This window comes from Sedimenticola selenatireducens DSM 17993 (genome assembly GCF_000428045.1).
Taxonomy (GTDB): domain Bacteria; phylum Pseudomonadota; class Gammaproteobacteria; order Chromatiales; family Chromatiaceae; genus Sedimenticola; species Sedimenticola selenatireducens.
Genome location: NZ_KE386614.1, coordinates 80,243 through 103,727, shown reverse-complemented (window position 1 = coordinate 103,727; position 23,485 = coordinate 80,243). Strand labels below are relative to the sequence as shown.

Annotated in this window: 23 protein-coding genes; 19 read left to right on the top strand and 4 right to left on the bottom strand. The window is 61.2% G+C overall.

The window, feature by feature from the left end:
• Positions 1-31: 31 nt before the first annotated feature.
• Positions 32-1,777, bottom strand: a complete 1,746-nt coding sequence (locus A3GO_RS24625) for a tetratricopeptide repeat protein (protein WP_051302660.1) — start codon at positions 1,775-1,777, stop codon at positions 32-34.
• 273 nt (positions 1,778-2,050) lie between these two features.
• On the opposite strand from A3GO_RS24625, the gene hemA reads away from it, so the two are divergent.
• From hemA to A3GO_RS24615, 7 genes are all read left to right on the top strand, one after another.
• Positions 2,051-3,316: a glutamyl-tRNA reductase gene (hemA, locus tag A3GO_RS0119175; protein ID WP_029134776.1), complete on the top strand. Its 1,266-nt coding sequence runs from the start codon at positions 2,051-2,053 to the stop codon at positions 3,314-3,316.
• A 145-nt stretch (positions 3,317-3,461) separates the two neighbouring features.
• Complete coding sequence (prfA, locus tag A3GO_RS0119170; RefSeq protein WP_029134775.1) at positions 3,462-4,538, top strand: peptide chain release factor 1; 1,077 nt, start codon at positions 3,462-3,464, stop codon at positions 4,536-4,538.
• Positions 4,539-4,543: 5 nt separating this feature from the next.
• Complete coding sequence (gene prmC / locus A3GO_RS24620; protein WP_051302659.1) at positions 4,544-5,428, top strand: peptide chain release factor N(5)-glutamine methyltransferase; 885 nt, start codon at positions 4,544-4,546, stop codon at positions 5,426-5,428.
• 62 nt (positions 5,429-5,490) lie between these two features.
• Positions 5,491-5,901, top strand: a complete 411-nt coding sequence (locus A3GO_RS0119160) for a hypothetical protein (RefSeq protein ID WP_029134774.1) — start codon at positions 5,491-5,493, stop codon at positions 5,899-5,901.
• 93 nt (positions 5,902-5,994) lie between these two features.
• Complete coding sequence (locus A3GO_RS0119155) at positions 5,995-6,741, top strand: HesA/MoeB/ThiF family protein (RefSeq protein WP_029134773.1); 747 nt, start codon at positions 5,995-5,997, stop codon at positions 6,739-6,741.
• Between the two features lie 6 nt (positions 6,742-6,747).
• A complete protein-coding gene (locus tag A3GO_RS0119150; RefSeq protein WP_051302657.1) occupies positions 6,748-7,359 on the top strand; it encodes a class I SAM-dependent methyltransferase in 612 nt (203 codons plus the stop codon).
• A 164-nt stretch (positions 7,360-7,523) separates the two neighbouring features.
• Positions 7,524-8,144 carry an ANTAR domain-containing response regulator gene (locus A3GO_RS24615; RefSeq protein ID WP_051302654.1) on the top strand — a complete coding sequence of 207 codons (621 nt, stop codon included), beginning with the start codon at positions 7,524-7,526 and terminating at the stop codon, positions 8,142-8,144.
• 225 nt (positions 8,145-8,369) lie between these two features.
• Here A3GO_RS24615 and gatB read toward each other — a convergent pair whose 3' ends face one another.
• Genes gatB through gatC form a run of 3 tightly spaced genes read right to left on the bottom strand, consistent with a single transcriptional unit; the run spans position 8,370 to position 11,623 of the window.
• The gene (gene gatB, locus A3GO_RS0119140; RefSeq protein ID WP_281179390.1) at positions 8,370-9,839 is read right to left on the bottom strand and encodes an Asp-tRNA(Asn)/Glu-tRNA(Gln) amidotransferase subunit GatB; all 1,470 of its coding nucleotides are present in this window, start codon (positions 9,837-9,839) and stop codon (positions 8,370-8,372) included.
• Positions 9,832-11,286, bottom strand: a complete 1,455-nt coding sequence (gatA, locus tag A3GO_RS0119135) for an Asp-tRNA(Asn)/Glu-tRNA(Gln) amidotransferase subunit GatA (protein ID WP_029134770.1) — start codon at positions 11,284-11,286, stop codon at positions 9,832-9,834. Before gatA ends, gatB begins: the two co-directional genes overlap by 8 nt.
• Before the next feature lie 49 nt (positions 11,287-11,335).
• Positions 11,336-11,623 carry an Asp-tRNA(Asn)/Glu-tRNA(Gln) amidotransferase subunit GatC gene (gatC, locus tag A3GO_RS0119130; protein ID WP_029134769.1) on the bottom strand — a complete coding sequence of 96 codons (288 nt, stop codon included), beginning with the start codon at positions 11,621-11,623 and terminating at the stop codon, positions 11,336-11,338.
• 331 nt (positions 11,624-11,954) lie between these two features.
• Between gatC and A3GO_RS0119125 the strand changes: the two genes are divergently transcribed.
• From A3GO_RS0119125 to lipA, 12 genes are all read left to right on the top strand, one after another.
• Entirely contained in the window at positions 11,955-13,004 is a 1,050-nt protein-coding gene (locus tag A3GO_RS0119125) for a rod shape-determining protein (RefSeq protein ID WP_029134768.1), read from the top strand.
• A 43-nt stretch (positions 13,005-13,047) separates the two neighbouring features.
• On the top strand, positions 13,048-13,938 hold the full coding sequence (gene mreC, locus A3GO_RS24610; RefSeq protein WP_051302652.1) for a rod shape-determining protein MreC: 891 nt from the start codon (positions 13,048-13,050) through the stop codon (positions 13,936-13,938).
• Positions 13,935-14,423, top strand: coding sequence for a rod shape-determining protein MreD (gene mreD, locus A3GO_RS0119115; protein WP_029134767.1), 489 nt, complete (start codon positions 13,935-13,937; stop codon positions 14,421-14,423). Before mreC ends, mreD begins: the two co-directional genes overlap by 4 nt.
• Positions 14,424-14,427: 4 nt before the next feature.
• Positions 14,428-16,272 (top strand): penicillin-binding protein 2, encoded by a 1,845-nt coding sequence (gene mrdA, locus A3GO_RS0119110; protein ID WP_029134766.1) that lies wholly within the window; start codon positions 14,428-14,430, stop codon positions 16,270-16,272.
• A complete protein-coding gene (rodA, locus tag A3GO_RS0119105; RefSeq protein WP_037376032.1) occupies positions 16,272-17,408 on the top strand; it encodes a rod shape-determining protein RodA in 1,137 nt (378 codons plus the stop codon). The genes mrdA and rodA overlap by 1 nt, the downstream gene beginning before the upstream one ends.
• 46 nt (positions 17,409-17,454) lie before the next feature.
• Entirely contained in the window at positions 17,455-18,459 is a 1,005-nt protein-coding gene (gene mltB, locus A3GO_RS24605; protein ID WP_037376030.1) for a lytic murein transglycosylase B, read from the top strand.
• Complete coding sequence (locus tag A3GO_RS0119095) at positions 18,459-19,295, top strand: septal ring lytic transglycosylase RlpA family protein (RefSeq protein ID WP_029134764.1); 837 nt, start codon at positions 18,459-18,461, stop codon at positions 19,293-19,295. Before mltB ends, A3GO_RS0119095 begins: the two co-directional genes overlap by 1 nt.
• Positions 19,296-19,475: 180 nt before the next feature.
• Positions 19,476-20,630, top strand: coding sequence for a D-alanyl-D-alanine carboxypeptidase family protein (locus A3GO_RS0119090; protein WP_029134763.1), 1,155 nt, complete (start codon positions 19,476-19,478; stop codon positions 20,628-20,630).
• The gene (locus A3GO_RS0119085; RefSeq protein WP_245621791.1) at positions 20,618-21,526 is read left to right on the top strand and encodes a D-amino acid aminotransferase; all 909 of its coding nucleotides are present in this window, start codon (positions 20,618-20,620) and stop codon (positions 21,524-21,526) included. Before A3GO_RS0119090 ends, A3GO_RS0119085 begins: the two co-directional genes overlap by 13 nt.
• Before the next feature lie 5 nt (positions 21,527-21,531).
• Entirely contained in the window at positions 21,532-21,804 is a 273-nt protein-coding gene (locus A3GO_RS0119080; protein ID WP_029134761.1) for a YbeD family protein, read from the top strand.
• Positions 21,804-22,505 carry a lipoyl(octanoyl) transferase LipB gene (gene lipB, locus A3GO_RS24600; RefSeq protein ID WP_084610258.1) on the top strand — a complete coding sequence of 234 codons (702 nt, stop codon included), beginning with the start codon at positions 21,804-21,806 and terminating at the stop codon, positions 22,503-22,505. Before A3GO_RS0119080 ends, lipB begins: the two co-directional genes overlap by 1 nt.
• Positions 22,498-23,484, top strand: coding sequence for a lipoyl synthase (gene lipA / locus A3GO_RS0119070; RefSeq protein ID WP_029134760.1), 987 nt, complete (start codon positions 22,498-22,500; stop codon positions 23,482-23,484). Before lipB ends, lipA begins: the two co-directional genes overlap by 8 nt.
• The last annotated feature ends 1 nt before the right edge of the window (position 23,485 follow it).

The following is a 23,485-nucleotide window of genomic DNA, read 5'->3' as shown; positions in this document are numbered from 1 at the left end:
TGCAAACAGCTTCAGGGGGTTGGGGACGATTTCAGATCTTGAGACGACGCATCACTTCCAGCACGTGCTCGCTCTCCGGAGTCTTATCGAGAATCTCCTGCCACACCTGGCGCGCCTGTTGCCGCTCACCGGTCACCCAGAGCACCTCGCCCAGGTGCGCCGCGATCTCCGCATCGGGCAGTTTTTCGTAGGCCTGGCGCAGGTAATCAAGTGCCTCCGGATACCGACCCAGCCGGAACATCACCCAGCCCATGCTGTCCAGGATCGCCGCCGACTCCGGTTTCAGCGCCAGGGCGCGCTGTATGTAGTCCAGCGCCTCCTGGTGCCGGTTGGTCTGATCCGCCAGGGTGTATCCCAGGGCGTTAAGGGCGTCAGCATGCTTGGGGTCATTGGCGATCACCTGAAGCAGGTCCCGCTCCAGGATGTCCACCCGGCTCTGGGTGGCGGCATACAGTCCGCGGGCGTAGAGCAACTCGTTGCTGTCGGGGAGGGCGCCAATGGCCGTATCGAACAGCGCCATCACCTGTTCCGGGGTCCCGTGCTCACGCAACAGCTCCACTTCCATCAGGTAGTACCTGACCACCTGATCCGGATACTGGATACGCATTCGTTGCAGCCATTCGAACACCTCGCGGGACTCCCCCGTGGCCACCATCAGCCGCACGATGCGCAGTTCGGCCTCGGCGCGATGCTCGCCGCCTTCGACCCGCTGATACCACCGCAGGGCCTGTTGCGACTCCTTGCGCTGCTCCGCGATACGCCCCAGATAGTAGGCCGCCACATCGGAGCGGCCATCGATCTCGAGCAGACGCAGGAAATGTCCGCGCGCCACCTCGTCCCGACCCAGCTCCAGGGCAATCAACCCAAGCCAGTAGCTGGCATCGCCCTGCTCCTGCTCTACCTTCTCCAGGCGCAGGAACTGCTCATAGGCCGCCTCCAGCTCCTTGGCATCCACCAGCAGCCGCGCGTAGGCGGACAACAGGAACGGATCGTCCGGAAAACGGCCGACGGCATCCGCCAGCAGCGTCCTGGCCCCGGCCTTGTCGCCCTGGGCCAGGAACACCCGGCTCAGCACCAGATAGCCCTTCGGCCAGTCGGGGTGGTCGGTGACCAGCGTGTTGGCTTCGCGTTCCGCCGCCGCAAAGTCCTTGTCCACCAATGCGGCGATGGTCAGCGCATAGCCACCCCGGGGATCTCCGGGAAACTCCAGCACCAGCTTGCGCATCAGTTCCATGGCCGACTCGCGCTTCAGCTCGCGGTTGATCGCCGCCATGACATTCAGAAAGCCGTTCTCATCCTTGTTCTCACTGATGCGCACGATCGCCTTGAGGTGCTCCAGCACGGGCACGTCCGCGTTGCGGCGCAACAGCATCACCACCAGCAGTTGACGCGCCGTAAGGTCCTCCGGCGCCAACTCCACCCAAAGGGCGGCCGCCTCGACGGCAAGTTCGCTTTTGTCCATGTGCAGTGCCAGGCGGGTCGCACGCTCCGCAGCGGTGGCATCGCCGGACAACCGGGCGGTACGCAACTGGTAGTCGTAGGCCTCGCTCAAGGCCCCCCGTTGCGCGGCCACTTCGCCCGCCAGCAGATTAAAAACGATATCCTCGGTCAATTCAGGAACACCGCCCTCCGGGGCGGCGGCCTGTCGCGAGGGGTCCGCCTGCCCGGTGGATGCGGAGGCAGTCTCCTCGGGGGCGGTCTTGACCTGGGCGGTTTGACAGCTGACAAGTGTCCAGGAAAATGCGAGGGTGAAAATCAGTTGAAGCGACTGCCGCATGAATATTACACCTGAAGTACGCCCGGCCCGGGGCCTGTTAGTGAGAATAGATGATAACCGAGTTTACAGCCAATGGACGACATTTAACTCCTGAAAGCACCCTGCGACTTGTATTTAACCTTTTGATAATACAAAATTTCAACTTTCCGGGTCCGGTAAAGACGACTTGCATCGTGTACGGCCTGATTGCGGCGGCGTCCGGATCGCTCCCGTCCGGACGCGTTGGCCTGCCGGCGAGACTACTGAGACTGCTCTGATACACGACAAGTTCATATGGCACTGATTACGCTCGGCCTCAATCACAAGACCGCACCCATTGATATCCGCGAACGCCTCACCTTCGGCCCGGATATCATCGTGGCGGCGCTGCGCAGCCTGTCGGAAAGGCCCGGCATCGACGAAGCGGTGATCCTCTCCACCTGCAACCGGACCGAGCTCTACTGCGCCCATACCCGCTCCGGGAGGGAGGAGATCTGCGCCTGGCTGGGCGAGTTTCACGGCCTGGAGCAGGAGACCATCTCGCCTTTTCTGTACAGCTATCAGGACCAGGAGTGCGTTCGTCACCTGCTCAAGGTGGCCAGCGGACTGGACTCCATGGTACTCGGCGAACCGCAGATCCTGGGACAGGTCAAACAGGCCTTCCAGACCGCCAATGACGCCTCCGCCACCGGCAAGTTTCTCGGTCGCCTGTTCCAGCACACCTTCTCGGTGGCCAAGCAGGTGCGCACCGACACCGCCATCGGCCACAGCCCGGTGTCGGTGGCCTTCGCCGCCGTCAGCCTGGCCCGCCAGATCTTCAGTGACCTGTCCCAGCAGACCGCCCTGCTGATCGGTGCCGGAGAGACCATCGAGCTGGCGGCCCGGCACCTGCATCAGCACGGCATCGGGCGGATTATCGTTGCCAACCGGACACTGGAGAAGGCCCACCAACTGGCGGGACAGTTCGATGGTTTCGCCATCGGCCTCACCGAGATCCCCAACCACCTGGCGGAGGCCGACATCGTCATCTCCTCCACCGCCAGCCCGCTGCCAGTGGTCGGCAAGGGCACGGTGGAGAGCGCCCTGAAAAAGCGCAAACACCAACCGATCTTCATGGTGGACATCGCCGTCCCGCGGGATATCGAAAGCGAGGTGAGCGAACTGAACGATATCTACCTGTATACGGTGGATGATCTGCAGGAGGTGATTCAGGAGAACCTGCGCTCACGCCAGGAGGCGGCCGAACAGGCGGTGGAGATCGTCGACCTGCATGTCGATGAGTTCATGGGCTGGCTGCGCTCCCTGGATGCGGTGGGGATGATCCAGGACTACCGGCGCCAGGCGGAGCGGATGCGCGACGAGGTGCTAGAACGGGCACTGAAACAGATGCAATCCGGCAAGTCGCCCGAGGAGAGCCTCCGCTTCCTGGCCCACACCCTGACCAACAAGCTGCTGCACACCCCCAGTACCCAGATCAGACAGGCCGGCTTCGAGGGCCAGTCGGAGATCCTGGAGGCGGCCAACACCCTGTTCCAGATCAGTGATAAAAGCACTCAATGAAAAATTGGCAGGAGAGACAATTTTCACGGCCGAAGGCCGCCCGTGAGGGTGCGGCACAGGGATGTGTATGCCGCATGACAAAACGGCAGGATAGCCGTTTTGCACAGCGAAGCTGCCCGAAGGGTGCAGCACAGGGATGTGCTGCATGAACGCATCCATACGCAGCAAGCTGGACCAGATTGCCGAACGCTTTGAAGAGATCACCGCCCTCCTCGCAGAACCAGAAGTCCAGAACAATCAGAACCGCTACCGGGAACTGGGTCAGGAGTACGCCCTGCTGGAACCGGTAGTGGAGTGTTTTGGCCGCTATCGTGACCTGGAAAGCGAAATTGCCAGTGCCCGGGAGATGTTGAGCGATCCGGAAATGGCCGATCTGGCGAAAGAGGAACTGGCTGAGGGAGAGCAGAGACTGCAACAGCTGGAGCCGCAGCTTCAGCTGCTGCTGATCCCCCCTGACCCGAACGATGACCGGAACATCTTTCTGGAGGTGCGTGCCGGCACGGGCGGCGCCGAGGCGGCCCTGTTCGCCGGCGACCTGCTGCGCATGTACCTGCGCTACGCCGAGCAGATGGGCTGGCAGACCGAGACCATCAGCCAGACGCCGGGCGAGCAGGGCGGCTACAAGGAGGTGGTGAGCCGGGTATCCGGGCGCAATGTCTACTCGCGGCTGAAATTCGAATCCGGTACCCACCGGGTGCAACGGGTCCCGGAGACCGAGTCCCAGGGCCGGGTGCACACCTCGGCCTGCACCGTGGCCATCCTCCCGGAGGCGGCCGAGATCGACAACGTGGAGGTCAGCGGCAACGACCTGCGCATCGACACCTTCCGTGCCTCCGGGGCCGGCGGCCAGCACGTCAACAAGACCGACTCGGCGGTGCGCATCACCCACCTGCCGACGGGTATCGTGGTGGAGTGCCAGGACGAACGCTCCCAGCACAAGAACAAGGCCCGCGCCCTCTCCCTGCTGCAGGCCAGGTTGCTCGCCGGCATCCAGCAGAAACAGGCCAGCGAACAGGCAGAATCGCGCAAACTGCAGGTCGGCAGCGGCGACCGCTCGGAGCGGATCCGGACCTACAACTTTCCGCAGAACCGGCTCACCGATCACCGCATCAACCTGACCCTGTACAAGCTGGACGAGATCATGACCGGGGCACTCGACCAGGTGATCGATCCGCTGATCCAGGAACATCAGGCCGAGCAGCTCACCTCCCTGGCCCACTGAGCCCGATGACACCGGATCAACCGCTCTCCATCGCCGAGGCACTGCAGCTTGCTGCCCGGACCCACCACCTGCCTCAACTGGAGGCGCAGGTGTTGCTGGCCCATGTCCTGCAAACCCCCCGCAGTCATCTCTACGCCTGGCCGGAGCAGCCCCTGAACGCCGCGCAGCGGATTGCCTTTCTGACCCTCCTGGAACGTCGTCAACAGGGCGAACCGGTGGCCTACCTGACGGGCCAGCGGGAGTTCTGGTCGCTCTCCCTGCGGGTCACGCCGGACACGCTGATCCCGCGCCCGGAAACCGAACTGCTGGTGGAGCAGGCACTGGCCCTGCTGGACCCGGGGGGCGACGCGCGGGTGGCGGATCTGGGTACCGGCAGCGGCGCCATCGCCGCCGCCATCGCCAGCGAACGGCCGCGGGCCCGGTTGCTGGCCACCGATATCTCGGCCGCCGCCCTGGCGGTAGCCGCGGACAACTTCCGGCGACTCGGGCTGAGGCGGATCGAAACACGCCAGGGGAACTGGTGCTCCGCCCTGCACCCCGGGGAGCGCTTCGACCTGATCCTCAGCAACCCCCCCTACGTGGCCGAGGGGGATCCGCACCTGCTGCGCGACGGGCTGCCCTGGGAGCCGGCCACCGCGCTGAGTTCGGGCGCGGACGGCCTTGACGACATCCGCCGCCTGATCGGCGGTGCCCCGGATCACCTCGCCGCCGACGGATGGTTGCTGATCGAACACGGCCTTGACCAGGGCAGCGCCGTGCGCCGGCTGTTCGATCAGGCCGGCTATCTGGAGACCTCCACCCACCAGGACCTGGCCGCACATGACCGGCTAACCCGGGGTAAGCGGCCACCCGCCATCGGGGCCGAATCCAAGGGGAATCAGAGCCCTTAATTTCACCGCAAAATGTGCGCGTAACGCTTGATAATTTCTGCGTAGTGTTTACGATCATCCCTATGGAAAGCGACGATAGCGACGTCATCAAGTTCCGGGAAATCGTCTTCACGGAACTGCACCCCGATCCTGAGCAGGCCCACTCGGCCGCCAGACTATTGGAAGGCATTGATGGCGTAATCGAGGTCCAGGCAGAGACCCGGCTGCTGCTCAAGGTGCGCTACCACGTCCTGAAGATCTCCCTGGAGCACATTGAAACCGCCCTGGTCGATTGCGGCTTTCATCTCAGCAGCAAACTGATCTACAAGATCTCGCGTGCCCTCTACTACTACACAGAGGAAATCCAGCGCGTCAACAACGGCTGCAGTGATGAGGATCACAACAGCACGCGCAAGATTTTCATCAACCGCTACGAACATCGAAACCATGGCTGTTCGGACCCCCGGCCCGAACACTGGCGCAAGTATCTGTAGCAGGACCCTACAGCGGATTTCAACCCATCGGGGGCCGGGGGCGGGAGTTGCCTACCCGCCCATGCCGAACTGAGATGACTCGACCTCCGACTTATGAATGACGACCAACTCCTCCGCTACAGCCGCCAGATCATGCTGCCCAGCATCGGCATCGAGGGACAGGATAAACTGCTGCAATCCCGGGTGGTGATTTTCGGCCTGGGCGGACTTGGATCGCCCGCCGCCATGTACCTCGCCGCGGCGGGTATCGGCGAACTGGTGCTGGTGGATTTCGACCGCGTCGACCTGACCAACCTGCAACGCCAGATCATCCACACCACCGGCAGCATTGGACAGCTGAAGGTCGATTCCGCCCGCCAGACCCTGCGCTCGCTCAACCCCGAGTGCCGGATCGAGACGGTTTCCAGCCGGCTTGAGGGCGAGGAGCTGGAACGGGAGATCCGGCGCGCCGACCTGGTGGTCGACGGCACCGACAACTTCACCACCCGCTTCGCGATCAACGAGGCCTGCGTCAAACATCAGATCCCCCTGGTCTCGGGCGCCGCCATTCGCATGGAGGGCCAGGTCTCGGTATTCACCGGCCGGGCCGACGAGCCCTGCTACCGCTGCCTCTACGGCAGCGCCGCCGAACTGGATGAGACCTGCTCCGCCAATGGTGTCCTGTCACCACTGGTGGGCATTATCGGCAGCGTCCAGGCGCTGGAGGCGATCAAGGTGCTTACCGGGTCGGGCAGTCCGCTGATCGGCCGATTGCTGGTCCTGGATGCCCTGGAGATGCAATGGCGCAGCCTGATCCTGAAGAAAGACCCCGCCTGCAAGACCTGCGGCAACCAGCAGTAGCTATCGATGAGCAGCATAAAAATACCCGACAACACCGCCACTTACCTGGACAACCTGCGCAGGGATATTGTGTTCCAGGAGACCCTGCGTGGAGAGACGCTCACTTACCACACCACCTGGGGACTCTTCTCCCCGAAGGGGATCGACGAGGGAAGCCGGCTGCTGCTCGATTACCTGGAGGTGCGGGAGACGGACGACACTCTGGATCTGGGTTGTGGCTACGGACCGCTCGGCCTGACCCTGGCCCGGCTGGCGCCGCAGGGAACCAGCGTACTGGTGGATAAGGACTTTGTCGCCATTGATTACAGCCGGAAAAATGCCGCAATCAACGGCATTACCAATACGGAGATCTTTCTCAGTAACGGCTTCGCCCAGATAGGGGATCGCCGTTTTGACCTGATTGTCTCCAATCTACCGGCCAAGACCGGCAAGGAACTCTATTACCTCTACTTTTACGATGCCCTGGTACGAATGAACCCCGGCGCCCGTTTCTATGTGGTAACAATCAGCGGATTGCGAAAATTCATCCAGAAAGCCTTCCTTGAAGTGTTCGGTAATTACAAAAAACTCAAACAGGGAAATACCTATACGGTAGCCATGGCCACGTTACCGGACTAGTCCGGTCGAGGGTCACCGTCCCAAAGGACAAGGTTTGGGCATCCGCGCTTGATGCTTTATAATCCTGTATCACAACAGACAGCCGGCTGTTATCTTTCTGATACCATGCCCTTGCATCCTGTAGGGATGTAGGAATTTTGCGTACAGATTATTCAGGAATCACCATGAAGCAAGATACAATCCTGGTTGCTGATGACGACATCTTCACACTCACCAGCATTACAAGCGGCCTGAGCGATGCCGGGTACCAGGTGGTCTCCGCCCAGGATGGCAAAACCGCCGTTCAACTTGGCCTGCTCGAACAGCCCGATCTTGCCCTCCTGGATATCCGTATGCCCGGCATGACCGGCATTGAAGCAGCGCGCGAATTAAAGCAACGTGGAAACATCAGCACCCTGTTTCTCAGCGCCTATTCCGATCATGATGTGGTGGAAGTGGCCACCCGGGAGGGCGCGCTCGGCTACCTGGTCAAACCCGTCAACATCCAGCAGTTGATTCCGGCGATTGAGACGGCGCTCAAACGTTCAGCCGAGTTGCAGCAGCTACAAAAAAAAGAGTCGGAACTACTGGGTGCCATCAGTCGCAACCGTGAAATCAGTGTTGCAGTAGGCATCTACATGCAGCGATTTGCCGCTGATGAACAGAACGCTTTTGACGCGATCAGGTGTTTCGCACGATCCAAAAGCCTGAAACTGGCCAACCTGGCCACCGCACTGGTAAAAGAGAGCGCCAGTCGCGATGACCTGATTGAGGCGATCTTCGAGCACAGCCTGAAAACGCGCTGATTCAGCCCCGGCGCAGCGGTCGGCAGGACGGGACTCCCTCCAGGCTACATATTGATTTCACCGCAAAGAACGCAAAGCGCACCAGGAGACACTGTGGCTAGGCAAGATTTCCGCTCCACCCGGCGGGTAAAGGATCGGAGAACACATACCGTTGTTTTGCTTCGTGTTCTTTGCGCTCTTCGCGGTTGTTCCGACGAGCAGAATCCGTGACTTGACTGACTGCATTCAGAGCTTTTTCAGCAGCAGTTCGTTGACCTGTTGCGGGTTGGCCTTGCCTTTGGACTGCTTCATCACCTGGCCGACAAAGAAGCCGAGCATTTTCGGTCGCTTCTTCTCATCTGCCTTGCGGTAATTGCTGACCTGTTCCGGGTTGGCCTCCAGGACCTCATCCACAACCGCCTCAATCGCCCCGCTATCGGTGATCTGTTTCAATCCCCGCGCATCGATGATCTGGTCGGCACTTCCTTCACCGGCCCACATGGCCTCGAACACCTGCTTGGCGATCTTGCCGGAGATGGTATTGTCGACAATGCGCAGCAGCATGCCACCCAGGGCCTGGGCGCTTACCGGGCTCGCATCAAGTGACATGCCGGCCTTGTTCAGGGCCCCGGAGAGCTCCCCCATGACCCAGTTGGCCGCCAGCTTGGCATCCCCCGCGACTTTGGTCGCCTGCTCAAAATAGTCCGCCAGCCCCTTGCTGGCCGTGAGCACCGAGGCGTCGTACGGGCTCAATGCGTAGTCCCGCTCAAACCGGTGCCGCCTGGCGTCGGGCAGTTCCGGCATGGCCGCCCTGACCGACTCGATCAGGCCCCCATCCAGCTCCACCGGCAACAGATCCGGGTCCGGGAAATATCGGTAGTCATTGGCCTCCTCCTTGGAGCGCATGGAGCGGGTCTCATCCCGGTCGGCATCGTATAACCGGGTCTCCTGTACCACCGTGCCACCGGCCTCAATCAGGTCGATCTGGCGCTCCACCTCGATATTGATGGCGCGCTCCAGGAAGCGGAAGGAGTTCAGGTTCTTCAGCTCCGCACGGGTGCCCAGCGGCCCGCCCTGGGGCCTGACCGAGACATTGGCGTCACAGCGGAACGAACCCTCCTGCATATTGCCGTCGCAGATCCCCAGATACTGGACGATCTGGTGAATCTTTTTGGCATAGGCCACCGCCTCCCGGGCGGAACGCATATCCGGTTCCGAGACAATTTCCAGCAGCGGCGTGCCGGCCCGGTTCAGGTCCACACCGGTCATGCCGTGAAAATCCTCGTGCAGCGATTTACCGGCATCTTCCTCCAGATGGGCCCGGGTCACACCCACCGGCTTTAGCGTGCCATCATCCAGCTCAATCTCAACGACCCCCTTGCCCACGATCGGCAGCTCGAACTGGCTGATCTGGTAACCCTTGGGCAGGTCCGGATAGAAGTAGTTTTTACGCGCAAATACCGAGCGCGGCGCAATCTCGGCATTGATCGCCACGCCGAAGGTGACGGCCATGCGCACCGCCTCCTGATTCAATACCGGCAACACACCCGGCATGCCGAGATCGATATTGCAAGCCTGGCTATTCGGCGCCGCGCCAAACGCCGTGGAGGCACCGGAAAAGATTTTTGATCTGGTCGCCAGCTGGGCATGAATCTCCAGCCCGATTACGGTTTCCCATTGCATATGCTGTCTCTGTAGTCCGTCTCTGTTACTCAAAACCGGCCGGGGCCGCACCGTGCCAGTTTGTCACCTGCTGTAGCTGGTGGGCCACGTTCAGCAGCCGCGCCTCCTGAAAATAGTTACCGATCAACTGCAGACCCACCGGCATGTCATTAACCGGCCTCACCGGAATTGACATCCCGGGCAATCCGGCCAGATTCACCGCAATGGTGTAGATATCCGAAAGATACATGTTGACCGGATCATCCGCCTTCTCGCCGATAGCAAAGGCGGTTGATGGCGCGGTCGGACCCATGATCACGTCCACCTGTTCAAAGGCGGCGCGGAAATCGTCGGATATCAGGTGACGGATCTTCTGCGCCTTCAGGTAATAGGCATCGTAATAGCCGGCCGAAAGTGCGTAGGTACCGATCATGATGCGCCGTTTCACCTCGGCGCCGAATCCCTCTCCCCGGGAGCGTTTATAGAGATCCTCGAGATCTTTCGGATCGCTGCAGCGGTAGCCGTAACGCACACCATCAAAGCGCGACAGGTTGGAGGAGCACTCGGCCGGTGCCACCACGTAGTAGGTTGGAATGCCCAAATGGGTATTGGGCAGGCTGATCTCCACCAGCTCCGCCCCCAGGCGAACGTACTCGTCCAGTGCCAGTTGAATGGACTCGGCAATCGCCGCGTCCAGCCCCTCGCCGAGATACTCTTTGGGCACGCCGATACGCAACCCCTTCAGATCATCATTCAGGGCCGACAGATAATCCGGCACCGGCTGTTCGGCACTGGTGGAATCACGGCTGTCGAAGCCGGCCATGGCCTGCAGCAGGGCGGCGGCGTCCTCCGCGCTGCGCGCCATCGGCCCACCCTGGTCCAGCGATGAGGCGAAGGCGATCATGCCGTAGCGCGACACCCGGCCATAAGTGGGTTTCAGCCCGGTAATACCGCAGAAGGCGGCCGGCTGGCGGATCGACCCGCCGGTATCCGTGCCGGTGGCGGCCGCACAGAGCCGTGCCGCCACCGCGGCAGCGGAACCACCGGAAGAGCCACCCGGCACGCTGCCCGCCTTCCAGGGGTTGTGGACCGGACCGTAGAAGCTGTTTTCATTGGATGAGCCCATGGCGAACTCATCCATGTTGGCCTTGCCCAGCATGACCGCACCCGCCTGCTTCAGCTGCGAGACCACATGGGCATCATAGGGTGCGGTAAAATTATCCAGCATCCGGGAGCCGCAGCTGGTTTTCACCCCGTCGGTGCAGAAGATGTCCTTGTGCACGATGGGAATGCCCAGTAGCGGTCCGTCGTCACCCGCCCGAATCCGTCGATCCGCCAGCTCCGCCTCCTGCAGGGCGCCCTCTTCGCACACACTGATAAGACAGTTCAGCGCCGGGTTATGACTGGCAATCCGGTCCAGATAGGCCCGGGTGAGCTCAACGCTGGTGAATTCACCGCCCCGCAGGCCGTGCGCCAACTCCAAAATAGTATTGTTATGCATGCACTCTACCCATCAAAATCTTTCAGTCTCCCGAGATCGGCGACACTGTTTATTCTATCACCCGGGGCACCAGGTAGAGCCCGTCCTCGGTCAACGGGGCAATCGCCTGGAATTTCTCCCGCTGATCCGTTTCGCTCACCTCATCCGGGCGCAGGCGCTGCGCCATGTGCAGCGGGTGGGCCATCGGCTCCACCCCGGCGGTGTCGGCCGCGTCCATCTGCGCCACCAGGTGCAGGATATTCGACAGGTCTGAAGTGACCGCATCCAGCTCATCCTCACTCACGGCAAGTCGGGCCAGATGCGCAATTTTCTCAACATCGGATCTTTCCAGCGACATAACTTCCTCGAAATACAGGCCTCGATATACAGGCGGTTGATCAGGGGCTATGATGGTGCCGTGGCCGAGCCGGCGCAGCAGATCATAAAAGACCGTCGCACAGGCCGATCACAACCGGGATAACAAATTAAGAGGGGGAAATTAACACATTTCGCACCGCGCGTGCAGGTACTGAAATGATAAACACGCCCCCAAATCGGCATATTTTCCAGCAGAGTTCCTTGCCCAATACCCCCCGTGATTGCTAGATTACGTCTTTTCCCGGGGCATCACGATGGAAGCGACGCCCTGCAATAACTAACGACACACCTCACGGGATATCAATTTCGCAATGTTCAGACGCATACGCGGGCTTTTCTCCAACGATCTGTCGATCGATCTTGGGACTGCCAATACCCTGATTTATGCACGTGGCCAAGGCATCGTGCTCAACGAACCCTCCGTAGTCGCCATCCGTCAGGACCGAGGGCCGGGCAGTGGCAAGTCGGTTGCCGCAGTAGGCGAAGAAGCGAAGCGGATGCTTGGCCGTACCCCCAACAACATCACCGCGATCCGGCCGATGAAAGACGGGGTGATCGCGGATTTCACCGTCACCGAGAAGATGCTGCAGCACTTCATCCACAAGGTGCATGAGGCGAAATTGATCCGCCCCAGCCCCCGGGTGCTGGTCTGTGTGCCCTGCGGCTCGACCCAGGTTGAGCGCCGCGCCATCCGCGAATCGGCGGCCGGCGCCGGTGCCCGCGAGGTATACCTGATCGAAGAGCCGATGTCGGCCGCCATCGGCGCCGGCCTGCCAGTGAACGAGGCGCGCGGCTCCATGGTGCTGGATATCGGCGGCGGCACCTCGGAAGTGGCCATCATATCCCTCAACGGCATCGTCTATTCCAACTCGGTGCGGGTTGGCGGCGACCGTTTCGATGAGGCAATTATCAATTATGTGCGGCGCAATTACGGCACCCTGATCGGCGAAGCCACCGCCGAACGGATCAAGAAAGAGATCGGCTCCGCCTTCCCCGGCAACGAGGTGAAGGAGATGGAGATCAAGGGCCGAAACCTGGCCGAAGGCATACCCCGCAGCTTCACCCTGACCAGCAACGAAATCCTCGAGGCGATGCAGGAACCGCTTTCCGGCATTGTCGGCGCGGTGAAGGCGGCCCTGGAGCAGACGCCACCGGAACTGGGAGCGGATGTGGCCGAGTGTGGCATTGTCCTGACCGGCGGTGGTGCCCTGTTGCGGGATATCGACCGGCTACTGGAAGAGGAGACCGGTCTGCCGGTACTCATCGCGGAAGACCCGCTCACCTGCGTGGCACGGGGCGGCGGCAGGGCCCTCGAAATGCTGGACGAACGCGGTGGAGAATTTCTGTTCGCACTGGAGTAATTGCCGTCAGGCACCGATCAGAAAGCAAAGAGGCTGATCCCCTATTAAGCCGATCTTTACACAAGGTCCATCCATCAGTATCCGCGTGCTGCTCGCCGTGGTGCTATCGCTCGCCCTGATGATTGTCGATCACCGCCAGCATCACCTGGAATCGGTCCGCTCAATTCTTTCGACCCTTACCTATCCGTTGCAATTTGTGGCCAACCTGCCCATCGCCGCCGGCTATTGGGTCTCCGAGACCTTCGCCACCCGCACCCGCCTGCAGGAAGAAAACCGGGAACTGCACCGGGAGAACCTGCTGCTGCAGGGTAGACAGCAGAAACTGGCCGCCCTGGAAGCGGAGAATATGCGTCTGCGCGACCTGCTCGACTCCTCGTTCAAACTCGGCGACCGGGTATTGATCGCCGAGCTGATCGCGGTGGACATGGACCCGTACCGGCAGCTGGTGCTGCTGAACAAGGGCTCCAGCTCCGGCATCTACAAAGGCCAGCCGGTGCTGCACGCCAATGCCGTGATGGGCCAGGTGGTGCACGTCAACCGCTTCACCGCATCGGTGCTGATGATCACCGATGCCAGCCATGCCTTGCCGATCCAGGTGAATCGTAATGGTCTGCGTACCGTGGCCATCGGCACCGGGCGCATCAATGAGCTGGAACTGCCCAACCTGCCGAACAATGCCGATATAGAAGTGGGCGATCTGCTGGTCACTTCCGGACTGGGCGGCCGCTTCCCCTCCGGTTACCCGGTTGCCACCGTCACCTCGATCCGCCGTGAGCCTGGCGAACCCTTTGCCCTGATCAAGGCCCAGCCGAGCGCCCACCTGGAGCGGGCCCGCGAGGCGCTGCTGGTCTGGACCTTGACCCCTCCCGACCGGGACGACAGCGACGCCAATTCCGGGCAGAGCGCGGAACAGCCGCCACCGGAGGAGCCATGACCCTGACCCCGAGGAGCGGCACCACCGTCATCATCATCAGCTTCTGCGTCGCCCTGCTGCTGGCCATTCTGCCGCTGCCGGACTGGGCCCAGATGCTGCGCCCGCAGTGGTACACGCTGGTACTGATCTACTGGACCATGGCATTGCCGCAGCGGGTCGGTGTCGGCGTCGGCTGGCTGGTGGGTATTGTGGTCGACGTGCTCTCCGGCACCCTGCTGGGTCAGCACGCCCTGTCGCTGGCGCTGATTGCCTATATCACCTTCGAAATGCATCTGCGCATCCGCCTGTTTCCCCTGTGGCAACAGTCGCTGACTATCCTGGTACTGCTGCTACTGGAGAAACTGCTCTCTCTTTGGGTCATGGGCGCCGTGGGTCAGCCCACACCACCGCTCTCCTACTGGTTCCCTCCGCTGATCGGCATGCTGCTCTGGCCCTGGATCTACATCGTGCTGCGCGACCTGAGACGCAAGTTCCAGGTCAGCTAAGCCCATGTATCAGGCCACACTGAAAGATTACCTGCGCGAGAGCCGTCTGTTTCGGGCGCGCGCCATTACCGCCACCCTGATTATACTGCTGCTGTTGCTGCTGCTGATCCTGCATCTCGCCAAACTGCAGATTATTGATCACGCCCACTTCACCACCCTGTCGCGGGATAACCGGGTGAAGGTGGAGCCGCTGCCACCAACTAGAGGACTGATCTATGATCGCAACGGCGTCGTTCTGGCCCAGAACCTCCCCACCCACAGCCTGGAGATCACTCCGGAACGGGTCAAGGACCTGGACTGGACACTGCAGGAGCTGGGCAAGCTCATCAGCATCAGTGACAACGACCGCAAGCGCTTCAACCGGCTGAAAAGCCACCAGCGCCGTTTCGAGAGCATTCCCATCCGCGTCCAGCTGAGTGATGAAGAAGTGGCGCGTTTTGCGGTCAATCGGCATCTTTTTCCCGGTGTCGATATCCAGGCCAAGCTGTTGCGGGACTATCCACTCAAGGATGTGACGGCGCACATCCTCGGTTATGTCGGACGTATCAATAAACGCGAACTGCAGACCATTGATAATTCCAGTTACTCGGGGACCACGCATATCGGTAAAAACGGTATTGAAAAATACTACGAGGAGACCCTGCACGGCAAAGTGGGACTGCAGCAGGTGGAGATCAACGCACTGGGGCGGGTGATCCGGATACTGGAAAGCAAGCCGCCGGAGCCGGGAGCGGACCTGCACCTGACGCTGGACTCGGCCCTGCAGCGCGTTGCCATCGAGTCATTCGGGGAGGAAAACGGCGCGGCAGTGGCCATCGACCCGCAGACCGGGGATATCCTGGCCATGGTCAGCAAACCGGGATTCGATCCCAACCTGTTCGTGGAGGGCATCTCCTCTGCGGACTATAACGCCCTGCAGAACTCGGAGGAGAAGCCGCTGTTCAACCGCGCCATACGCGGCCAGTATCCGCCCGGCTCCACCATCAAGCCCTTCATCGGCCTGGGGGGACTGGAAAGCGGCGTTATCACTGCAACCCGGAAAAACTACTGCCCCGGTTTTTTCCAGCTACCCAACCACAGCCACAAGTACCGGGACTGGAAAAAGGCTGGCCATGGTGCCGTCGACATCTACGACGCCATCGCCCAGTCCTGCGACGTCTACTACTACGACCTGGCGCAGCAGATGGGCATAGACAATCTGGCCGAATATCTTGCCCCCTTCGGATTCGGCGAGAAAACCGGCGTGGACATCACCGGCGAGCTGGGCGGACTGCTGCCCTCCCGGGAGTGGAAGCGGCGCAGCAAGAATCAGCCCTGGTATCCGGGCGAAACCCTCATCACCGGCATCGGCCAGGGCTATTTCCTCACCACGCCACTGCAACTGGCCAGCGCCACCGCAACACTAGCCAGCGGCGGTTCCCGCCTACGACCCAGAATAGTCAAGTCGATCCGCCGCAACGGTGAACCGGACCCGCGGGATCAGCCGGTCAGCCAGCAGCAGCAGATTGCCCGGCAATCAGAGTCCCATTGGGATAGCATTGTCGAAGCAATGATTCAGGTCACCGAGGGAGTGCGCGGCACCGCCCGGCTGATCCGCAACGAGCATTACCGCATTGCCGGCAAGACCGGCACCGCGCAGGTGTTCACCATCAAGCAGGAAGAGAAATACGAAGAGGAAAAACTGGAGAAAAAGATGCGCGATCACGCCCTCTTTATCGCCTTTGCCCCGGCCGACGCACCGCGCATCGCGGTCGCCGTAATTGTGGAAAACGGCGGTCACGGTGGCTCGGTGGCGGCGCCCATCGCCAAGGCCATCATGGACCGTTACCTGCTTCAGGACACCCGCTAATGGCACATTACAAACCGAGCGGCCTGCCAGAATCCAACCCGACCCGGGCCGAAGGGCTATTGGCGGACCTGCATCTGGACCTGCCGCTTCTCACCGGTCTGATCCTGCTGTGCGGATTCGGTCTGCTGGTACTGTACAGTGCCAGTGGCCAGGACATGGCGGTGATGGAACGCCAGTTGATCCGGCTGGGGGTTGCGTTCGCCGTGATGGTTGCGGTCGCCCAGGTGCCGCCCGCCACGCTACGCCGCTGGGCGCCCTGGCTGTTTACCGCCGGCATCCTGATGCTGATCGCCGTGCTGGTCGCCGGCCAGGTCGGCAAGGGCGCTCAGCGATGGCTCAACCTGGGACTATTCCGCTTCCAACCGTCCGAACTGGTGAAACTGGCAGTGCCGATGATGATTGCCTGGTTTCTGGCGGAGAAATCCCTGCCTCCGCGCTGGAACCGTCTGGTCATTGCCGGTGTGATGATCCTGGTTCCTGTGCTGCTGATCGCCCGCCAGCCCGATCTCGGTACGTCACTACTGGTTGCCAGCGCGGGGATTTTTGTACTTTTTCTCGCCGGACTCAGCTGGCGCTTTATCGGCGGCATGATCCTCACCGCCATACCGGTCTCCTGGGTCCTCTGGGAGTGGGGCATGCGCGACTACCAGCGTAACCGAGTCCTCACCTTTCTCAATCCGGAGCGGGATCCATTGGGTACCGGATATCATATCATCCAGTCCAAGATCGCCATCGGCTCCGGCGGGATCTATGGCAAGGGCTGGCTGAACGGCACCCAGTCCTACCTGGAGTTCCTGCCGGAGGGCACCACTGATTTCATCTTCGCCGTTCTGTCCGAAGAGTTCGGATTCATCGGCATTCTGTTGTTGCTGGCGCTCTATCTGGTGATCGTCCTGCGCGGCCTCTATATAGCCGCCCAGGCCCAGGACACCTTCAGCCGGCTGCTGGGCGGAGCCGTCACCATGGTCTTCTTCGTCTACCTGTTCGTGAATACCGGCATGGTCAGTGGCATTCTGCCGGTGGTCGGCGTACCGCTCCCCCTGGTCAGCTACGGCGGCACCTCACTGGTGACCATTATGGCCGGGTTCGGTATCCTGATGTCCATACACACACATCGCAAGCTGCTGCCCACATAACGGGCGGCAATTGCACGAAACCGCGTTAACGCAAAAGGAACAAGGCATGGTTAACACCCTGACAAGAATCGGCTTTCTGGCGACCCTGCTGTACTGGCAGGGGGCGGTACTGGCGGCGCCCCCGACGGACCAGGTCGAGGAGCTGATCCAGGATCTGGCGGCGGAGAAGGGATACCCGACGCAAACGCTGCGTGAACTGCTGCAGGGCGCCAGCCGCAGCCAGCTGGTCATAGACAGTCTCAACCGCCCGGCTGAGACCATTCACACCTGGAAGACCTACCGGCCGATCTTCTTAAAGCAGAACCGGATCGAGGAGGGAGTCGCCTATTGGGAAAAACACAGGGAGACCCTGGAACGGGCCCAGGCGATTTACGGCGTGCCCCCGGAGATCATTGTCGCCATCATCGGCGTTGAGACCTTTTACGGCAAACGGCCCGGTACTATCAGCATACTCGACGCCCTCTACACCCAGGCTTATCACTACCCTAAACGCTACCAGTTCGGACGTAGTCAGCTGAAGGCCTTCCTGCAGATCCTCATGGAGGAACGGATGGAACCGGCCATGGCTGTAGGCTCCTATGCAGGTGCCATGGGCACGCCCCAGTTCATCCCCACCAGCTACCTCAGCTATGCGGTTGATTTCGATGGTGACGGCAAGCGGGATATCTGGGGCAATGATGCCGATGTGATCGGCAGCGTGGCCAACTATTTCAGCAAGCACAACTGGCGTGAAGGGGAGGCCGTTGCCCTGCCGGTCAGGGCAGTCGAGCCGGGACACCCCTACTATGTCGAGCCTGCCCAGCGCGCCACGCCACCGGACAAACCACTGGCCGATCTCGCGCAGGCCGGCATTGTCACCGGTCCCACCCCGGTCACGACTGACGCCAAGGCAACACTGCTGCATCTTCAGGGTGCCGAAGGCGCCGAGTTCTGGCTGGGGCTGGATAACTTCTACGTCATCACCCGCTATAACCATAGCAACCTCTACGCCATGGCGGTTTACCAGCTGAGCCAGGAAATACTGGCACTGAAGAACGGATCAGCCAGTTAATGAGCGTCGCGATGCCGGTAAAATCACTGCTCTATGGCGTGGCGTGCGCCACCTTACTCAGTGCCTGTTCGGTCCGCCCCCTCATGCCACCCGGCTATCCCGATAGCGGCGACAGCGCACCGGCCCGGCGACTCGATCCCAATTCCATCGCGGACGCCACACCACGGGTTGAGCCGAAAAGCCGGCGCGGCAACCCGGACTCCTATGTTGTGCTCGGCCAGCGTTACCACACCCTGCCAAGCAGTCGGGGCTACGTGGAACGGGGTATCGCCTCCTGGTATGGCACCAAGTTTCACGGCCGCTCCACCAGTAGCGGCGAACCCTACGATATGTATGCCATGACGGCCGCCCACAAGAGCCTGCCACTACCCACCTATGTCCAGGTCACCAACCTGCGCAATGGGCGCAGCGCCATCGTCAAGGTGAATGACCGCGGCCCTTTCCATGACAACCGACTGATCGATCTCTCCTATGCGGCGGCAACCAAGCTGGGCATCCTGGGCGAGGGTACCGGCCTGGTGGAGGTACGGGCGCTCAATCCCGGCGCCCCACCGGTGCAAACGGCACCCAGTCCGGTGATACAGGCCAGCGTACCGACGTCCCCCGGACTCTTTATCCAGGTCGGAGCCTTCAGCAGCCGCCAGAATGCCAATCAACTGAGCCAGCGGCTGACCAGTTCGCTGGGCGAGAAAGTGCGTATCCAGCAGGTCGATCACCGGGGACAACCGCTGTTTCGGGTGCAGATCGGCCCCCTGGCCAGCGTGGAACAGGTGGACAGCCTGAGTCTCAACCTGCCCCGACTGGGGATTGTCGAGACTCAGGTGATCATCGACTGACGACCCAGGGTTAAGTGGTGCACAGAAACGGCTATTCCAGGCCGGGACGTACCACCTATCCACTATCGGCAGCGGTTTTGGCCGGTCATTCGCGTTAGAATAAGCCGATAACTGACAGAACCTCGCCTGTTTTGCGCTGTCTCTAGCTGCTTCAGGTTCAAGTAACTGACAAGGATTACCATGTTTGCACGCACCACCAGAGTTGATCTATTCACCCTTTTCGGCCTTATCTTTCTCATCCTGTTCGTCCTGCCCGTCACCGCCGCCCCGGTGCCTGCACCTCCCGGTGTCGCGGCTACCGGTCACCTGCTGATCGATTTTGACAGTGGCTATGTACTGGCAGAGAACAATGCGGAACAGCGTCTTGAACCGGCCAGCCTGACCAAGATCATGACCGCCTATGTGGTAATGAAAGAGATCCAGGCAGGTCAGGTCACCCTGCAGGATCAGGTGCTGGTGAGCAAAAAAGCCTGGCGCACCCCTGGGTCACGCATGTTCATCGAGGTCGGAAAAAAGATTGCCCTCGAGGATCTGCTTAAAGGCATGATCATCCAGTCCGGCAACGACGCCAGCGTTGCCCTGGCCGAACACATTGCCGGCAGTGAAGAGACCTTTGCCAACCTGATGAATGACCACGCCCGGCGTCTGGGAATGATAAACACTCACTTCGTCAACAGCACCGGACTGCCGGATGAGCAGCACTACACCACACCGCGGGACATCGCCCGGGTAACCCGGGCCACCATCCGGGAGTTCCCGGATATCTATCAGTGGTATGCCACCAAGGAATTCACCTTCAATAACATCAAGCAGCACAATCGCAACAAGCTGCTGTGGCGCGATGACGCGGTGGACGGCGTCAAAACCGGCCATACCGAGGCAGCGGGCTTCTGTCTGGTGGCATCGGCAAAAAAAGATGGCATGCGTCTCATCTCGGTGGTGATGGGCACCAGCAGCGAGGATGCCCGGGCCAGCGAGAGCCAATCCCTGCTCAATTACGGCTTTCGTTTCTTCGAGACCCACCGGCTCTACGGTGCCGGCGAAAAACTGGCCAGCACGCGGGTCTGGAAGGGCAGCCAGGAACAACTTCGTCTGGGGCTGACCCGGGACCTCTATATCACCATTCCCCGGGGGCAGTACCAGAATCTGAATGCCGGCATGCGCATTGAACCAAAAATCATTGCCCCGGTGAGCTCGGGACAACCGCTGGGCAAGGTCAATATTGCCCTGGCCGGAGAGACCATTGTAGAGGACGACCTGGTGGCGCTGGACCCGATCGCCGAGGGGGGGCTGCTGCAGACCGCCAAGGATACCGTCCTGTTATGGCTGGAGTAGGGGAGAACGACCAGACAATGCAGGCGGCACGACCGGAAATCTACCTCAACGGGCACTTTATGCCACCCCAGGAGGGGAAGGTCTCGGTCATGGACCGGGGATTTCTGTTCGGCGACGGGGTCTATGAGGTCATCCCCTGTTACGGGGGGCGGTTGTTCAGGCTGGAACACCACCTGCAACGCCTGGATAACAGCCTGCATGCCATCCGTATGCAGAATCCCCTGGACCGTGCACAGTGGCAGGCAATCCTGCAGCGGCTTATCGGGCAACTGCCGGGCGCAGACCAGTCTATCTATCTGCAGATCACGCGCGGCTCCACCGGAAAACGGGACCACGCCATCCCCACCGGCATTGCTCCAACCGTCTTCGTCATGACCCAGCCGGCGGTGTATCCCGATGCCGCCGCCCTGGCGACGGGTATCAAAGCCGTCACCCTGGAAGATAACCGCTGGCTACGCTGCGACATCAAGGCCATTACCCTGCTGGCCAATGTTCTGCTGCGCGGTGAGGCGATGGAGCACGGCGCAGCCGAGGCGATCCTGGTCCGCAATGGCTACGCCACCGAGGGGGCCACCAGCAATCTGTTCATCGTCCTGGCGGGCGAGATCATCACCCCGCCGAAAAGCGACCATCTGCTGCCCGGCATAACCCGCGACCTGGTACTGGAACTGGCGCAACAGCACGCCCTGCCCTGCAGTGAAAAAGAGATCAGCCAACAGATGCTCGACAGCGCCGACGAGATCTGGGTGACCAGTTCCACCAAGGAGGTGATGGCGGTGGTGGAACTGGACGGCAGAGCGGTTGGAAACGGCACACCCGGCCCCATTTACACCCGTATGGCCGGCTTCTACGGCGAACACAAGGCCCTGCTCCAGGCAGGCCGGATACTATCCTGAGCGACATGAACCAAGAGAAAGATACGCTGCTGGAATTCCCCTGCGAATTCTCCGTCAAGGCCATGGGCCTCTCCAGCCATACCGATTTTGAGGCGCTGGTGATGGAGATCGTGTCGGTCCACGTCCCGGATCTGACGCCCGACGCCAGCCGCAGCCGGACCAGCAAAAACGGCAAATACCTGTCCGTCACCATTACCTTTCAGGCCACCAGCAAGGCCCAGCTGGACGCCATCTATTACGATCTGACCGATCATAACGATGTGGTGATGAGTCTCTGATGGGCAACCGCCCCGCCCTTCCGCCGCTGATCCGGCAGCTGGGCCGGCAGCCCTATGAGCCGGTGTGGCAGGAGATGCAGGCCTTCACCGCCAGCCGGGATGCGACCACCCGGGATGAAATCTGGCTGGTGGAACATCTACCGGTATTCACCCTGGGACAGGCCGGCAAGCCGGAGCACCTGCTCGACCCGGGTGATATCCCCGTCATCCGAACGGATCGCGGCGGCCAGGTCACCTACCACGGCCCGGGACAGCTGGTCGCATACCTGCTGCTGAATCTGCGACACTACGGCCTGGGGGTGCGCCAGCTGGTCACCCTGATCGAACAGAGCATCGTGGATCTGCTGCGGGAGTTCGGGATTGCATCGGCGGCCCGCCCGGACGCTCCCGGTGTCTATGTGGACGGTTGCAAGATCGCGGCACTGGGACTGCGGGTGCGGCACGGCTGCAGTTTTCACGGCCTGAGTCTGAATGTTGACATGGATCTGGAGCCGTTCAGCCGCATCAATCCCTGTGGCTATCCGGATCTACAGGTGGTACAGATGCGCGACCTGACGCAACCGGTGGCGCTGTTTACCGTGGGTAACCGGCTGGCCCGCCACATCTTAAGGCGACTCGGCTACAATAAAGTACCCTGTCAGAATGATATAGACAGGGTACAAAACAAACTAACAACAGGCGATAACATTTCCCATGAGTAAAGCCGAAGACCACAACGCCCCATCCCGGGCCACCCCCGAGACCCACCAGCGCGGCAGCGAAAAACTGGCCAGGATTCCCGTAAAAGTGGAGCCGACCCGCGTGATGCCACGCAAGCCGGACTGGATTCGGGTAAAAATGCCCAGTGGTGAGCGGGTCAACCAGATCAAGCAGATCCTGCGCCAGAGCAAACTCAGCTCGGTGTGTGAAGAGGCTGCCTGTCCCAATCTGGGGGAGTGCTTCAGCCACGGCACCGCCACCTTCATGATCATGGGGGATATCTGCACCCGTCGCTGCCCCTTCTGCGACGTAGCCCACGGCAAGCCGCTGCCGCTGGACCCGCATGAGCCGGCAGAACTGGCCGAGGCGGTAAAGGCGATGCAGTTGCGCTACGTGGTGGTCACCTCGGTGGACCGGGATGATTTGCGGGATGGCGGCGCCGGGCATTTCGTCGACTGCATAACAGCCTTGCGCGGCAGCAACCCGGACACCCGCATCGAGATCCTGGTACCCGATTTCCGTGGCCGTATCGACGTAGCACTGGAGGCGTTCGCCGAGACCCAGCCGGACGTGTTCAACCACAATCTGGAGACCATCCCCCGACTCTACCGCCAGGCCCGTCCCGGCGCGGACTACCAGGGATCACTCGATCTGTTGGCCCGATTCAAGCAACGCCACCCCGATGTACAGACCAAGTCCGGCTTGATGCTGGGACTGGGCGAGACCACTGACGAAGTGCTGACCGTGATGCAGGACCTGCGTGAGCACCAGGTCAACATGCTGACGCTGGGCCAGTACCTGCAGCCCAGCCGGGACCATCTGCCGGTTGACCGCTTCGTCACACCCCGGGAATTCGATGACCTGCGCCGGCAGGGCGAGGCGATGGGCTTTGCCAATGTGGCCAGTGGCCCGCTGGTGCGCTCCTCCTATCACGCCGACCTGCAGGCCAATCCGCTACTCGACCGCGACAGCCAGGAGTAAT